The sequence below is a fragment of the Streptomyces sp. NBC_00523 genome (assembly GCF_036346615.1).
Lineage (GTDB): Bacteria > Actinomycetota > Actinomycetes > Streptomycetales > Streptomycetaceae > Streptomyces.
This window is the reverse complement of sequence record NZ_CP107836.1, coordinates 900,494-913,453: the sequence shown is the minus strand read 5'-3', so window position 1 is coordinate 913,453 and position 12,960 is coordinate 900,494. Positions and strand designations below refer to the sequence as shown.

The following is a 12,960-nucleotide window of genomic DNA, read 5'->3' as shown; positions in this document are numbered from 1 at the left end:
CGCCCCCCGGATCGCCTCACCCGTGCCAGGAGCGCCAGAGCGCCGCGTACGCCCCGTCCGCCGCCACCAGCTCGTCGTGGCTGCCGAGCTCCGTGATCCGGCCCTGCTCGACCACGGCGATCACGTCCGCGTCGTGCGCGGTGTGCAGCCGGTGCGCGATCGCCACCACCGTGCGGCCCTCCAGCACCCGGGCGAGCGACCGCTCCAGGTTGCGGGCCGCCCGGGGATCGAGCAGCGAGGTCGCCTCGTCCAGGACCAGCGTGTGCGGATCGGCCAGCACCAGCCGGGCGAGCGCGATCTGCTGGGCCTGCGCCGGGGTGATCACCAGACCACCCGAACCGACCTCCGCGTCGAGCCCCTGCTCCAGCGCCCGCGCCCAGCCGTCGGCGTCGACCGCGGCGAGCGACGCCCACAGCTCCGCGTCCTCGGCGTCCGTACGGGCCAGCCGCAGGTTGTCCCGCAGCGAGCCCACGAACACATGGTGCTCCTGGTTGACCAGCGCCACGTGCGACCGCACCCGCTCCGTCGCCATCCGCGACAGCTCGGCCCCGCCGAGCGTGACGTCACCGGTCCGGGGCGCGTAGATCCCCGCCAGCAGCCGCCCCAGCGTCGACTTGCCCGCGCCCGACGGGCCGACCAGCGCCAGCCGCGTACCCGGCGCGACGTCCAGCGACACCCGGTGCAGCACGTCGACCCCGTCCACGTACCCGAAGCGCACCTCGTCGGCCCGCACGTCCCGGCCGTTCGGGACGACCCCGGGATCGCCCGCGTCCGGCTCGATCTCCCGGACGCCCACCAGCCGCGCCAGCGACACCTGGGCCACCTGCAACTCGTCGTACCAGCGCAGGATCAGACCGATCGGGTCCACCATCATCTGCGCGAGCAGCGCACCCGTGGTGAGCTGACCGACGGTCATCCACCCCTCGATGACGAACCAGCCGCCCAGCAGCAGGACCGCGCCGAGGATCGTCGCGTACGTGATGTTGACGACCGGGAACAGCACCGTCCGCAGGAACAGCGTGTACCGCTCCCACGCCGTCCACTGCTTCACGCGCAGGTCCGACAGCGCGACCCGGCGCGCCCCCAGCCGGTGCGCCTCCACGGTCCGCCCCGCGTCCACGGTCTCCGCCAGGGCCGCGGCGACCGCCGCGTAACCGGCGGCCTCCGAGCGGTACGCCGCCGGGCCCCGGCGGAAGTACCAGCGGCAGCCGATGAGCAGCACGGGAAGCGCCACGACCACCGCGAGGGCCAGCGGGGGAGCGGTGACGGTGAGGGCGGCGACCAGCAGGCCCACCCACACCACGCCGATCGTCAGCTGCGGGACGGCCTCGCGCATGGCGTTGGCCAGCCGGTCGATGTCCGTGGTGATCCGGGACAGCAGATCGCCCGTACCGGCCCGCTCCAGCACGCCCGGAGGCAGCCGCACCGAGCGCACGAGGAAGTCCTCGCGCAGGTCCGCGAGCATCTCCTCGCCCAGCATGGCGCTGCGCAGCCGCATGATCCGGGTGGCGACCGTCTGCACCACGAGCGCGCACGCGAACACCGCGGCGGTGCGCTCCAGATGCAGGTCGCGGACCCCGTCGGACAGGTCCTCCACGAGCCCGCCCAGCAGATACGGGCCCACGATGGAGGAGACCACCGCGAACGTGTTGAGCAGGGTCACCACGATGAACGGCCTGCGGTGGCGCCGCATCAGCTCCAGCACGTAGGCCCGTACGGTCGCCGGCCGGCCCACCGGCAGGGTGGTGGCCGTCTCGGGCGCCGCCGGGTCGTAGGCGGGGGGTACGTGGGCCGGTGGGACGACGCCGGTCATTGCCTGTCCTTTCATGCCCGTTCCTCGACTTCCTGGTGTGCGGCGTGCTCACTGTGCTCCGGGGCTGCCGCGGGCTCCGCCTCGTCGTCGGTCTCGCGGGTGACGACGGTGCGGTAGCGCTCCTCGGTGCGCATCAGCTCGCGGTGCGTGCCGACCGCCACCACCGTGCCGCCGTGCACCAGCGCCACCCGGTCGGCAAGGTCGAGAAGCAGGGGCGACGAGGAGAACACGACGGTCGTACGGTCCGTACGCAGCGCCTTGACGCCCGCCGCGACCCGGGCCTCGGTGTGCGAGTCGACCGCCGAGGTGGGCTCGTCCAGGACCAGCGTGTCCGGGTCGGTGAGCAGCGACCGGGCCAGCGCGAGCCGCTGGCGCTGGCCGCCGGACAGGGACCGGCCGCGTTCGGTGATCCGGGTGTCCAGCGGCTCGCGGTCCGGCTCGGGGGACGCCTGCGCCAGCGCGGCCAGCACGTCGTCGCACTGCGCGGCGGACAGCGCGGCCGCGGCCTCCACCTCTCCGGACGACGGCACGTCCAGCAGTTCGCGCAGGGTGCCCGAGAGCAGCACGGGGTCCTTGTCCTGGACGAGTACGGCGGTGCGGGCCGCGCCCGGGTCCAGTTCGTCCAGCGGCACCCCGCCCAGCAGGACGGAGGGCGGCTCGGGGGCGTCGGATTCCGGTGCCTCGGGCTGGGCGTGTCCGCCGAGCCGTTCCGCCAGCCGGCCCGCCTCGTCGGGGTCGCCGCAGACGACCGCGGTGAACCGGCCCTGCGGGGCCAGCAGCCCGGTGACCGGGTCGTACAGGTCGCCGGACGGGACGGTGTCGACGGTGGCGGGGCGGGTGTTCCGGCTCAGCGACAGCACGCGTACGGCGCGCTGCGCGGAGGGGCGCGAGAAGGAGTACGCCATGGCGATCTCCTCGAAGTGCCGCAGCGGGAACAGGGTCAGGGTCGCCGCGCTGTACACCGTCACCAGCTGGCCCACCTCGATCCTGCCGTCCCGGGCGAGGGAGGCCCCGTAGACGACCAGGGAGAGCAGCAGGACGCCGGGCAGCAGGACCTGGACCGCCGAGATCAGCGACCACATCCGGGCGCTGTGCACGGCGGCCTCGCGGACCTCCTGCGAGGCGCGCCGGTAGCGGTCCAGGAACAGCTCCTCGCCGCCGATGCCGCGCAGCACGCGCAGCCCGGCCACGGTGTCCGAGGCGAGCTCGGTGGCCCGGCCGCCCTTCTCGCGCTGCACATCCGCCCGCCGGGTGGCACGTGGCAGCAGCGGCAGGACGGACAGGGCGAGGAACGGCATGGCGATCGCCACGAGCACGCCCAGCGACGGAAGGTAGAGGACGAGCCCCACGCTGATGACGACGAGGACCGTGGCGGCGGCCAGGAAGCGCGAGAGCGCCTCGACGAACCATCCAATTTTTTCGACGTCACCGGTTGAAACCGCTACCACTTCGCCCGCAGCGACCCGGCGCGTCAGCAGCGAGCCCAGCTCGGCGGTCTTGCGGGACAGCAGTTGCTGGATCCGGGCGGCGGCGGTGATCCAGTTGGTGACGGCGGCCCGGTGGAGCATCGCGTCGCCCACCGCGGTCAGCACGCCCAGCAGTGCGGTCAGCGCACCGGCCAGCGCGAGCCTGCCGCCCGACCGGTCCACGACCGCCTGGACGGCGAGCCCCACGGTCAGCGGGTATCCCGCGATCGAGCACTGGTGCACCAGCCCCCAGAACAAGGACTTGAGCTGCCCGCGGATCTGATTGCGGCCCAGCCACAGCAGGAGGCGGGGACCTGAACGGACATCGGGATCGCCGGGGTCCGAGTACGGAAGATCGCGAATGTGCATGACATCCCAAAGGATTGGAAGAAACGGGCCCGCGAGGCGCCGTCAAAGCGCGTCGGGGCAGCACTGAGTCACCTGCGCGATGCGCAGGCGGGGGAACCAGACCGAGCAAGCCTTGCCTGTCGCCCGGATCGCGGCAAACGGTTTTACGCGGCGGGGGTGGGGGCGGAGGCGCGGGGCGCGGGTAAAGATTCGGCACGCTTTCGCCGGGGCCGCCCGGGGTGGACAACGGCGTACATCGCCAGGTGCGAGCATGGACGGATGCGTATAGCCGGTGCGGTTCGGATGGTGGCCTCGGCGGCCGCCTGTGGTGTCCTGCTCACGACCCTGACGTCCTGCGGTGACGGTGGGGACACGAAGAAGGGCGCCGCCGCCGAGCGGTCGGCCGCCGCGAAGGGCGGCACGAAGGCCCCGGTCAAGGACCTGAAGCGCATCCCCGATGTGGGTGACCGGCTCCAGTCGCAGATCCCTGCCGCATCCCGCCAGGTCGTCGCCGTCTACGGCCAGGGCAAGGACTCGGCGGACTCCGCCGTCGTCCTCTACACCAAGTCCGGCTCCACCTGGGACAAGACCGCCTCCTGGAAGGGCCACAACGGCAAGAAGGGCTGGACGCCCGACCACCACGAGAACGACAACCGCAGCCCCGTCGGCGTCTACACCCTCAGCGACGCGGCCGGTGTCCTGCCGGACCCGGGCGCCCGCCTCCCGTACACGCAGACCGCCTCGATCCAGGCCCCGCACTACTGGGCCAAGTCGCACTGGCACGACTTCGACTACGTCATCGCCATCGACTACAACCGAGTCAAGGGCACCCCGCCCAACGACCCGACGCGCCCGCAGGGCCAGACCAAGGGCGGCAGCATCTGGCTGCACATGGACCATGGCAGCGGCACCTCGGCCTGCGTGAGCGTGTCCAAGGAGGCCATGGAGAAGCTGCTGCGCACCCTGGACCCGAAGCAGCACCCGGTCGTCGTCATGGGCGACCGGGCCAGCCTCCGCGCCTGACGCGCGCCGCTCAGGCGGGGCCGGGGCGGGTCGCCCACTCCAGTTCCATCAGGGCGGAGTGGTACGAGCGGCCCGTCGCCCGGTCCATGCCGATCTCGCACATCCGGTTGGCCGAGAGATACGCCTCGTAGTCCCGGGACCGCACCTCGGCGGCCTCCTTGGCGGTCGCGGACGCCGTCAGCTCCTGGTGCAGCATCCCGCGGTCGCCCGCGAAACCGCAGCACGCGGCGTCGTCGGGGAGCACGGCCTCGTCGGCGCAGGCGTCAGCGACCGCGCGCAGCCGGTCCACATCGTCCAGATGCTCCATCGAACAGGTCGGGTGCAGCACGGCCGAGCGGGCCTTCCGTAGCACCGTCAGCTCCGGCAGCAGCTCGTCCGCCGCCCAGACCAGGGAGTCGACCACGGTCAGCTCGCGGTGCAGCGCACGGTTGTCCTCGGTGAGATACGGGACCACCTCATGGGCGATGCCCAGCGTGCACGAGGAGGCGTCGACCACCAGCGGCAGCTTTCCCCCGGCCGTCCAGCCCCAGGCCGCTTCCACGATCCGGTTGGCCATCACGGCGTTTCCGGAGTCGTAGCCCTTGGAGTGCCAGATGGTGGCGCAGCAGGTGCCGTTGACGTCGTCCGGGATCCAGACGGGCTTTCCCGCCCGGGCCGACACGGCCACCACGGCCTGCGGGAGCGACGGGCCGCGATGGCTGTCCGGGCTGCCGAAGATGCGGTTGACGCAGGCCGGGTAGTAGACCGCGCTCGCCCCCGTCCTGGAGGTGCGCGGCAGCTTGCGAGACGCGGCGCCGGGGATCTCCGGAAGCCACTCCGGGACCAGATCGGGGCTCACCGCCCTGCGGGCGAGCCGGGTGACCCCTCGCAGCAGCCGGTCGTCGATCCGGCTCGCCGCGGCGACCGCGAGCCGCGCCGCCGTCTCCGCCGTACGGAAGTGCCTGGCGGCGAGCGCGGCGATCCGCTCCTCGCGCGGGGAGTGCCGCTGGTGGCGGAAGTTCTTCATCATGGCGCCCGTGTCGATGCCGACGGGGCAGGCCAGCTTGCAGGTGGAGTCTCCGGCGCAGGTGTCCACGGCGTCGTAGCCGTAGGCGTCGACCAGGCCCGTCTCGACGGGCGAACCGTCGGGCTGGCGCATCATCTCGCGGCGCAGCACGATCCGCTGGCGCGGTGAGGTCGTCAGGTCGTGGCTGGGGCAGGTCGGTTCGCAGAAGCCGCACTCGATGCAGGGGTCGGCGATGGCCTCGACCTTCGGGATGGTCTTCAGCCCGCGCAGATGGGCCTTGGGGTCGCGGTCGAGGACGATCCGCGGCGCCAGCACCCCGTCGGGGTCGATGACCTGCTTCGTACGCCACATCAGTTCGGTGGCCTGCGGGCCCCATTCCAGTTCGAGGAAGGGGGCGATGTTGCGGCCCGTCGCGTGCTCCGCCTTGAGCGATCCGTCGAACCGCTCGACCGTCAGCTTGCAGAAGTCCGCCATGAAGGCGGCGTACCGGTCGACATCGGACGGCCGGGCCGCGTCGAACGCGAGCAGGAAGTGCAGGTTGCCGTGCGCGGCGTGACCGGCGACGGCGGCGTCGAAGCCGTGCTCGGCCTGGAGCGCGAGCAGCGCCTCGCAGGCGTCGGCCAGCCGGGACGGCGGGACCGCGAAGTCCTCGGTGATCAGCGTCGTACCCGAGGGGCGGGAGCCGCCGACCGCGGTGACGAACGCCTTGCGGGCCTTCCAGTAGCCGGAGATGGTGCGGGCGTCCCGGGTGAACTCGTTGGTGACCGAGGTGACGGGCCGGACCAGCTCCAGCCCGCGCACCACATCGGCCGCCGCCCGCTCGTACGCCTCCTGGCCCGCCTCGTCCGGGGCCCGGAACTCCACCAGCAGCGCGGCGGTCTCCTTCGGCAGCCCGGCCCAGTCGGCGGGGACCCCCTGCACGCTGACCGAGGCGCGCAGGGTGTTGCCGTCCATCAGCTCCACGGCGATGGCCCCCGCCTCGTTGAACAGAGGGACGGCGGCGGCCGCGGCGGTCAGCGAGGGGAAGAACAGCAGCGCCGTGGAGATCCGGCGGTCCAGCGGCAGGGTGTCGAAGACGACCTCGGAGATGAAGCCGAACGTCCCCTCGGAGCCGACCATGAGCCCGCGCAGGATCTCCACCGGGGTCGAGCCGTCGAGGAACGCGTCCAGCCGGTAGCCGTTGGTGTTCTTGATCTCGTACTTGGCGCGGATACGGGCGGTGAGCGCCGCGTCCGCCTCGATCTCCGCCTTCAGCGCCAGCAGCCCCTCGCACAGCCGCGGCTCCGCCCGGGCCAGATCCTCGTCGGCCGCCGGGTCCGCGGTGTCCACGACGGTGCCGCTCGGCAGCACGAAGGTGAGCGAGGAGACGGTCCGGTACGAATTGCGGGTGGTGCCCGCGGTCATGCCCGAGGCGTTGTTGGCGACGACTCCGCCGATCGTGCACGCGATGGCGCTGGCCGGGTCCGGGCCCAGCAGCCTGCCGTACCGGGCGAGGGAGGCGTTGGCCCGGACGACCGTCGTCCCGGGACGGATGCGGGCGCGGGCGCCGTCGTCCAGGACCTCGACGCCCGCCCAGTTCCGCCGGACGTCGACCAGGATGTCCTCGCCCTGGGCCTGGCCGTTGAGGCTGGTGCCGGCGGCGCGGAAGACCACGTTGCGACCCCTGCCGTGCGCGTACGACAGGATCGCCGAGATGTCGTCCAGGTCCTCCGGGACGACGACCACCTGGGGCACGAAGCGGTACGGGCTGGCGTCCGAGGCGTACTTCACCAGGTCGGAGACCTTCCAGAGCACCTTCTCCGCGCCGAGCAGGTCGGTGAGCTCGGTGCGCAGCGTCTCCGGGGTGCCCTGCGCCTGCGCGTCGGGGACGCGGTCGTGGGAGGGCGGGCGCACCGCCGCGGGGCGCAGTGTGTCGGGGTCCGGCTCCAGCAGCGGCATGGTGGTTCTCCTCGGCGGTTCGTCGGTCCGGCGGCTCGGCGCCGCGTCCCGTGACCGGTCAGCAGCGACGTTCCGGCATTCCGTTGACCAGGGCGGTCAGCAGGCCGCCGAGCACCTCGCGCTGGTCGGCGGTCAATGGAGCCAGGATCTCCTCTGCGGCTGCCCGGCGCGCGTCGCGCAGCGAGCGGAGTGTGGCGATGCCCTGGTCCGTGATCTCGATCCGGACCACCCTACGACTGTCCGGATCGGGGACACGACGCACCCTGCCGCTCGCCTCCAGGGCGTCGACCAGCGTGGTCACGGCGCGGGGGACCACGTCGAGGCGCTGCGCGAGATCCGCCATCCGGGGCGGTCCGTCGTAATGGGCGACGGTGCGCAGCAGCCGGAACTGCGCCGGGGTGATACCGATCGGCTCCAGCTGGCGGCCCTGGATGCGCTGGAGCCTGCGCGTCAGCCGCAGCAGCTGTTCGGCGAGCATGCCGTCGGGGTCGGGGGAGTCCATGGGAAGAACGATATCAGGACTTCGTTCATTGTGAGTAGGGGTAACAATGAGCTATGCTCTCATTCGCTCGACTGTCACGGTCGCGATCCCCGCGTCCGGGCGGCCCCGCCCGCACCACTGCCGCACGCCCGACGAAGGAGCTCATGAAACCCGACGAACCCACGTGGACACCCCCGCCCAAGGACGACGCCCAGCCGCCCGCCGAGCTGCGCCGCATCCTCCGCCTCTTCCGCCCGTACCGCGGCCGCCTCGCGGTGGTCGGCCTGCTCGTCGGCGCCTCGTCGCTGGTGTCGGTCGCCTCGCCGTTCCTGCTGCGCGAGATCCTGGACACCGCCCTCCCGCAGGGCCGGACCGGACTGCTCACGCTGCTCGCCCTCGGCATGATCCTCACCGCCGTGATGAACAGCGTCTTCGGCGTGCTTCAGACCCTCATCTCCACCACCGTCGGCCAGCGCGTCATGCACGACCTGCGCACCGCCGTCTACACCCAGCTGCAGCGGATGCCGCTCGCCTTCTTCACCCGGACCCGCACGGGTGAGGTCCAGTCCCGGATCGCCAATGACATCGGGGGTATGCAGGCCACCGTCACCTCGACGGCGACCTCGCTCGTCTCCAACCTCACCGCGGTCATCGCCACCGTCGTCGCCATGCTCGCGCTCGACTGGCGGCTCACCGTCGTCTCGCTGCTCCTGCTGCCCGTCTTCGTCTGGATCAGCCGCCGGGTCGGCCGCGAGCGCAAGAAGATCACCACCCAGCGCCAGAAGCAGATGGCCGCCATGGCCGCCACCGTCACCGAGTCGCTGTCCGTCAGCGGCATCCTGCTCGGCCGCACGATGGGCCGCTCCGACTCGCTGACCCAGGGCTTCGCCGAGGAGTCCGAGCGGCTGGTCGACCTCGAAGTGCGCGCCAGCATGGCCGGACGGTGGCGGATGTCCACCATCGGCATCGTCATGGCCGCCATGCCGGCCGTCATCTACTGGGCCGCGGGCATGGCACTCCAGTCCGGCGGTCCCGCCGTCTCGATCGGCACCCTCGTCGCCTTCGTCTCCCTCCAGCAGGGCCTCTTCCGCCCCGCCGTGAGCCTGCTCTCCACCGGCGTGCAGATGCAGACGTCCCTCGCGCTCTTCCAGCGGATCTTCGAGTACCTCGACCTCACCGTGGACATCACGGAGCCGGAGCACCCGGTGCGCCTGGAGAAGGTCCGCGGCGAGGTCCGCTTCGAGAACGTCGACTTCAGCTACGACGAGAAGAGCGGCCCGACCCTCAGCGGCGTCGACGTCACCGTGCCCGCCGGAGCCGCCCTGGCCGTCGTCGGCCCCACGGGGTCCGGCAAGTCCACCCTCAGCTACCTGGTGCCCCGGCTCTACGACGTGACCGGCGGCCGGGTCACCCTCGACGGGATCGACGTGCGCGACCTCGACTTCGACACCCTCGCCCGCGCGGTCGGCGTCGTCTCGCAGGAGACGTACCTCTTCCACGCCTCGGTCGCCGAGAACCTGCGCTTCGCGAAGCCGGACGCCACCGACGAGGAGATCGAGGCGGCCGCCCGCGCCGCGCAGATCCACGACCACATCGCCTCGCTCCCCGACGGGTACGACACCCTCGTGGGGGAACGCGGCTACCGCTTCTCCGGCGGCGAGAAGCAGCGCCTCGCCATCGCGCGGACGATCCTGCGCGACCCGCCGGTGCTGATCCTGGACGAGGCGACGAGCGCGCTCGACACCCGTACGGAATTCGCCGTGCAGGAGGCCATCGACGCGCTTTCCGCCGGACGTACCACGATCACCATCGCCCACCGGCTGTCCACCGTCCGCGACGCCGACCAGATCGTCGTCCTCGACGGCGGCCGCACGGCGGAGCGCGGCACCCACGAGGAACTGCTCCGGCTCGACGGACGGTACGCGGCCCTGGTCCGCCGGGACACGGAGATGGCCCCGGTGGCGGGCTGACCGGGAGGCGTGGCTTCCCCGGGGCCGGGACCGGCGCGGGTTAGCGTGCCCGCATGGCGCACGAGACCCCGGATTCCCCGCCCCCGGTCACCCCGCCCCGCCGCCGCACGCGCCTGACCCGGCGCGGCCGCCTGACGCTGTTCCTCGGCTCCCTGCTCGTCCTCGCCGTGGCCGCAGCGGTGCTCGTCCCCCTGCTCACACGGGAAACGAAGACCGAGGAGACGGCCCGCACCCTGGTGATCCCCGAGGGCCGCCGGGCCACCCAGGTCTACGAGGCCGTCGACCGGGCCCTCGGCGTACCCGCCGGCACGACCGCCTCCGCCGCGCCGGCGTCGGACCTGCCGCTCCCGGGCGCGGCGAAGGGGAACCCCGAGGGCTACCTTTATCCGGCGACGTACCCGGTCACCTCCGCGACCACCCCGAAGAGCCTGCTGCGCTACATGACCGACACGGCGGGCCGGCACTTCGGCGCCGACCACATCACGGCGGGCGCCCGCCGCAACGACGTCACCGTCTACCAGACGGTGACCATCGCCAGCATCGTCCAGGCCGAGGCGGACACCGGGACCGACATGGGCAAGGTCGCCCGCGTCATCCACAACCGCCTGGACCGGGGCATGCCGCTCCAGATGGATTCCACCCTCAACTACGCGTTGAACCGCAGCACCCTGGACACCACCACGGGCGACACCAAGCTCGACAGCCCCTACAACAGCTACGCCCACAAGGGCCTCCCGCCCACGCCCATCGGCAACCCGGGCGAACAGGCGATGACCGCCGCGATCACCCCCGCCCCGGGCCCCTGGCTGTACTTCGTGACGGTGGCCCCGGGCGACACCCGCTTCACGGACGACTACGCGGAACAGCAGCGCAACGTGGCGGAGTTCAACCGGAACCGTGGGGGAGGGGGATGAGAGGAGGCCCCGGCCTCAGGCGAAGGCGGGCACCTCCGCGGACGCCGTAGCCGTCCCGTCCCGCAGCAGCACGACGATCTCCCGCACGGCGGCGCGTCCGGCCCGGTTGGCGCCGATCGTGCTGGCGGAGGGGCCGTAGCCGACGAGGTGGATGCGCGGGTCGCGCACGGCGCGGGTGCCCTCGACCTGGATGCCACCGCCGCGCTCCCGCAGCCGCAGCGGGGCGAGATGGTCGATGGCCGCGCGGAAACCGGTGGCCCAGAGGATGACGTCGGCCTCGATGCGGCGGCCGTCGTCCCAGGCGACACCGGTGGGCGTGATCCGGTCGAACATGGGGAGCCGGTCCAGCACCCCGGACTCACGGGCGCGCCGGATGGCGTCGTTGACGGGCAGCCCGGTCACGCTGACCACGCTCTGCGGCGGCAGCCCGCGCCGGACCCGCTCCTCCACCATGGCGACGGCGGCCCGACCCTGGTCCGCCCCGAAGGGCCCTTCCCGGAAGACCGGCGGCCGACGCGTCACCCAGTGCGTTTCCGCCGCCACCTCGGCGATCTCCATCAGATGCTGCGTACCGGAGGCGCCACCGCCGACGACGACCACCCGCTGTCCGGCGAACGCGGCCGGGCCGGGATAGCCCGCCGTGTGCAGCTGCCGCCCCCGGAACGTCTCCTGCCCCGGGTAGCGCGGCCAGAAGGGCCGGTCCCACGTCCCGGTCGCGTTGATCAGGGCGCGCGTCGCGTACGTACCCTCGGAGGTCTCGACCAGCAGCCGTCCGCCCTCGCCCTCGCGCACGGCGCCGACATCGACCGGCCGGTGCACGCGCAGCCCGAAGGCGCGCTCGTACCGGTCGAAGTAGTCCCCGATGACCTCGGACGAGGGCCGCTCCTCATCGGCGCCGGTCAGCTCCATGCCCGGCAGCGCGTGCATCCCGTGCACCTTGCCGTACGTCAGCGAAGGCCACCGGAACTGCCAGGCGCCGCCCGGTTCCGGCGCATGGTCGAGGACCACGAAGTCGCGGTCCGGCTCCAGACCGCTGCGCCGCAAGTGGTAAGCGGCGGACAGCCCCGCCTGCCCGGCACCGATCACCACGACGTCCACCGACCGCATCGCCAATTCGTTCACGCTTCTACCAACTACGACGGTCCCGCGGAACTTCCCGCGCGCCCGTCACTCAACGCTTCCGGCCCCCGCCCACGGCAGGATGGGACCCATGCCTTCTGCCTTCACCACCAAGGTCCTGCACCTCACGACGGGCTCGACGGAGACCGTCACCGACCTGACGCCGGAGTGCGAACAGTTCCTCGCCCGCGCGGCCTCCGGCCGCGACGGCCTGCTCAACCTCTTCGTCCCCCACGCCACCGCCGGAATCGCGGTCCTGGAAACCGGCGCGGGAAGCGACGACGACCTCCTCGCCGCCCTCCACACCCTGCTCCCGGCCGACGACCGCTGGCAACACCGCCACGGCCACCCCGGCCACGGCCGCGACCACGTGGTCCCGGCCCTGATTCCCCCGCACGCCACCCTTCCGGTCATCGCGGGCCGACTGGAACTGGGCACGTGGCAGTCGGTGTGCCTGGTCGATACAAACACGAGCAACACCAACCGCAGCGTCCGTCTGAGCTTCCTCGGCCAGTGAGCTGCTCTGATGTGACTGTGCGGAAACGGTCGTGATTCGACCGCACCGCAGGCGGCTGTTCCGAGTATGGCCCGGATCTTGGGCAGAGAGCAGTGGGCCACTGGCCGACAGCTCGTGACGGTGGCGAGCCCGGCACACAAAAGGGGGAGGGGCCGACAGGTCTCCACAAAGGAGACCTCGGTCAAAAGGGTTACGAGAGAGGGAAGTCATGAGGACTTGTACGGCGGAGTGGGTATCCCACCGACTGACGCTGCGTCCTAGGCGTGAAGCTCCTTTATCTTGGCCATCTGTCGGACCAGGACGACCTCGGAAGCGGGGGCGCACGCCTGCTGTGGCAGGTGGTCATCCACCCCGGTGCACGGGTT

Annotated in this window: 9 protein-coding genes; 4 read left to right on the top strand and 5 right to left on the bottom strand. The window is 72.1% G+C overall.

The window, feature by feature from the left end; translation table 11 throughout:
• Positions 1-16 precede the first annotated feature (16 nt).
• Both OHS17_RS04120 and OHS17_RS04115 read right to left on the bottom strand, forming a co-directional pair.
• Entirely contained in the window at positions 17-1,813 is a 1,797-nt protein-coding gene (locus OHS17_RS04120) for an ABC transporter ATP-binding protein (RefSeq protein WP_330315150.1), read from the bottom strand.
• 11 nt (positions 1,814-1,824) lie between these two features.
• The gene (locus OHS17_RS04115) at positions 1,825-3,648 is read right to left on the bottom strand and encodes an ABC transporter ATP-binding protein (RefSeq protein WP_330311098.1); all 1,824 of its coding nucleotides are present in this window, start codon (positions 3,646-3,648) and stop codon (positions 1,825-1,827) included.
• A 282-nt stretch (positions 3,649-3,930) separates the two neighbouring features.
• On the opposite strand from OHS17_RS04115, the gene OHS17_RS04110 reads away from it, so the two are divergent.
• Complete coding sequence (locus tag OHS17_RS04110) at positions 3,931-4,650, top strand: L,D-transpeptidase family protein (RefSeq protein ID WP_330315149.1); 720 nt, start codon at positions 3,931-3,933, stop codon at positions 4,648-4,650.
• Between the two features lie 10 nt (positions 4,651-4,660).
• Here OHS17_RS04110 and OHS17_RS04105 read toward each other — a convergent pair whose 3' ends face one another.
• Complete coding sequence (locus tag OHS17_RS04105; protein WP_330311097.1) at positions 4,661-7,594, bottom strand: FAD-binding and (Fe-S)-binding domain-containing protein; 2,934 nt, start codon at positions 7,592-7,594, stop codon at positions 4,661-4,663.
• Positions 7,595-7,652: 58 nt separating this feature from the next.
• Entirely contained in the window at positions 7,653-8,096 is a 444-nt protein-coding gene (locus tag OHS17_RS04100) for a MarR family winged helix-turn-helix transcriptional regulator (RefSeq protein WP_164626939.1), read from the bottom strand.
• Between the two features lie 143 nt (positions 8,097-8,239).
• On the opposite strand from OHS17_RS04100, the gene OHS17_RS04095 reads away from it, so the two are divergent.
• Both OHS17_RS04095 and mltG read left to right on the top strand, forming a co-directional pair.
• Positions 8,240-10,045: an ABC transporter ATP-binding protein gene (locus OHS17_RS04095; RefSeq protein WP_330311096.1), complete on the top strand. Its 1,806-nt coding sequence runs from the start codon at positions 8,240-8,242 to the stop codon at positions 10,043-10,045.
• A 53-nt stretch (positions 10,046-10,098) separates the two neighbouring features.
• On the top strand, positions 10,099-10,959 hold the full coding sequence (gene mltG / locus OHS17_RS04090) for an endolytic transglycosylase MltG (protein ID WP_330311095.1): 861 nt from the start codon (positions 10,099-10,101) through the stop codon (positions 10,957-10,959).
• A gap of 15 nt (positions 10,960-10,974) precedes the next feature.
• On the opposite strand, the gene OHS17_RS04085 is transcribed toward mltG, so the two are convergent.
• Positions 10,975-12,066, bottom strand: a complete 1,092-nt coding sequence (locus tag OHS17_RS04085) for an NAD(P)-binding domain-containing protein (protein WP_330315148.1) — start codon at positions 12,064-12,066, stop codon at positions 10,975-10,977.
• 103 nt (positions 12,067-12,169) lie between these two features.
• Here OHS17_RS04085 and OHS17_RS04080 point away from each other — a divergent pair, with 103 nt between their 5' ends.
• The gene (locus OHS17_RS04080) at positions 12,170-12,595 is read left to right on the top strand and encodes a secondary thiamine-phosphate synthase enzyme YjbQ (RefSeq protein WP_330311094.1); all 426 of its coding nucleotides are present in this window, start codon (positions 12,170-12,172) and stop codon (positions 12,593-12,595) included.
• Positions 12,596-12,960: the final 365 nt, after the last annotated feature.

Bases quoted from the DNA above. Each gene is read 5' to 3' on its own strand.
- OHS17_RS04120 (WP_330315150.1), bottom strand. From the start codon at position 1,813: ATGACCGGCGTCGTCCCACCGGCCCACGTACCCCCCGCCTACGACCCG.
- OHS17_RS04115 (WP_330311098.1), bottom strand. From the start codon at position 3,648: ATGCACATTCGCGATCTTCCGTACTCGGACCCCGGCGATCCCGATGTC.
- OHS17_RS04110 (WP_330315149.1), top strand. From the start codon at position 3,931: ATGGTGGCCTCGGCGGCCGCCTGTGGTGTCCTGCTCACGACCCTGACG.
- OHS17_RS04105 (WP_330311097.1), bottom strand. From the start codon at position 7,594: ATGCCGCTGCTGGAGCCGGACCCCGACACACTGCGCCCCGCGGCGGTG.
- OHS17_RS04100 (WP_164626939.1), bottom strand. From the start codon at position 8,096: ATGGACTCCCCCGACCCCGACGGCATGCTCGCCGAACAGCTGCTGCGG.
- OHS17_RS04095 (WP_330311096.1), top strand. From the start codon at position 8,240: ATGAAACCCGACGAACCCACGTGGACACCCCCGCCCAAGGACGACGCC.
- mltG (WP_330311095.1), top strand. From the start codon at position 10,099: ATGGCGCACGAGACCCCGGATTCCCCGCCCCCGGTCACCCCGCCCCGC.
- OHS17_RS04085 (WP_330315148.1), bottom strand. From the start codon at position 12,066: ATGCGGTCGGTGGACGTCGTGGTGATCGGTGCCGGGCAGGCGGGGCTG.
- OHS17_RS04080 (WP_330311094.1), top strand. From the start codon at position 12,170: ATGCCTTCTGCCTTCACCACCAAGGTCCTGCACCTCACGACGGGCTCG.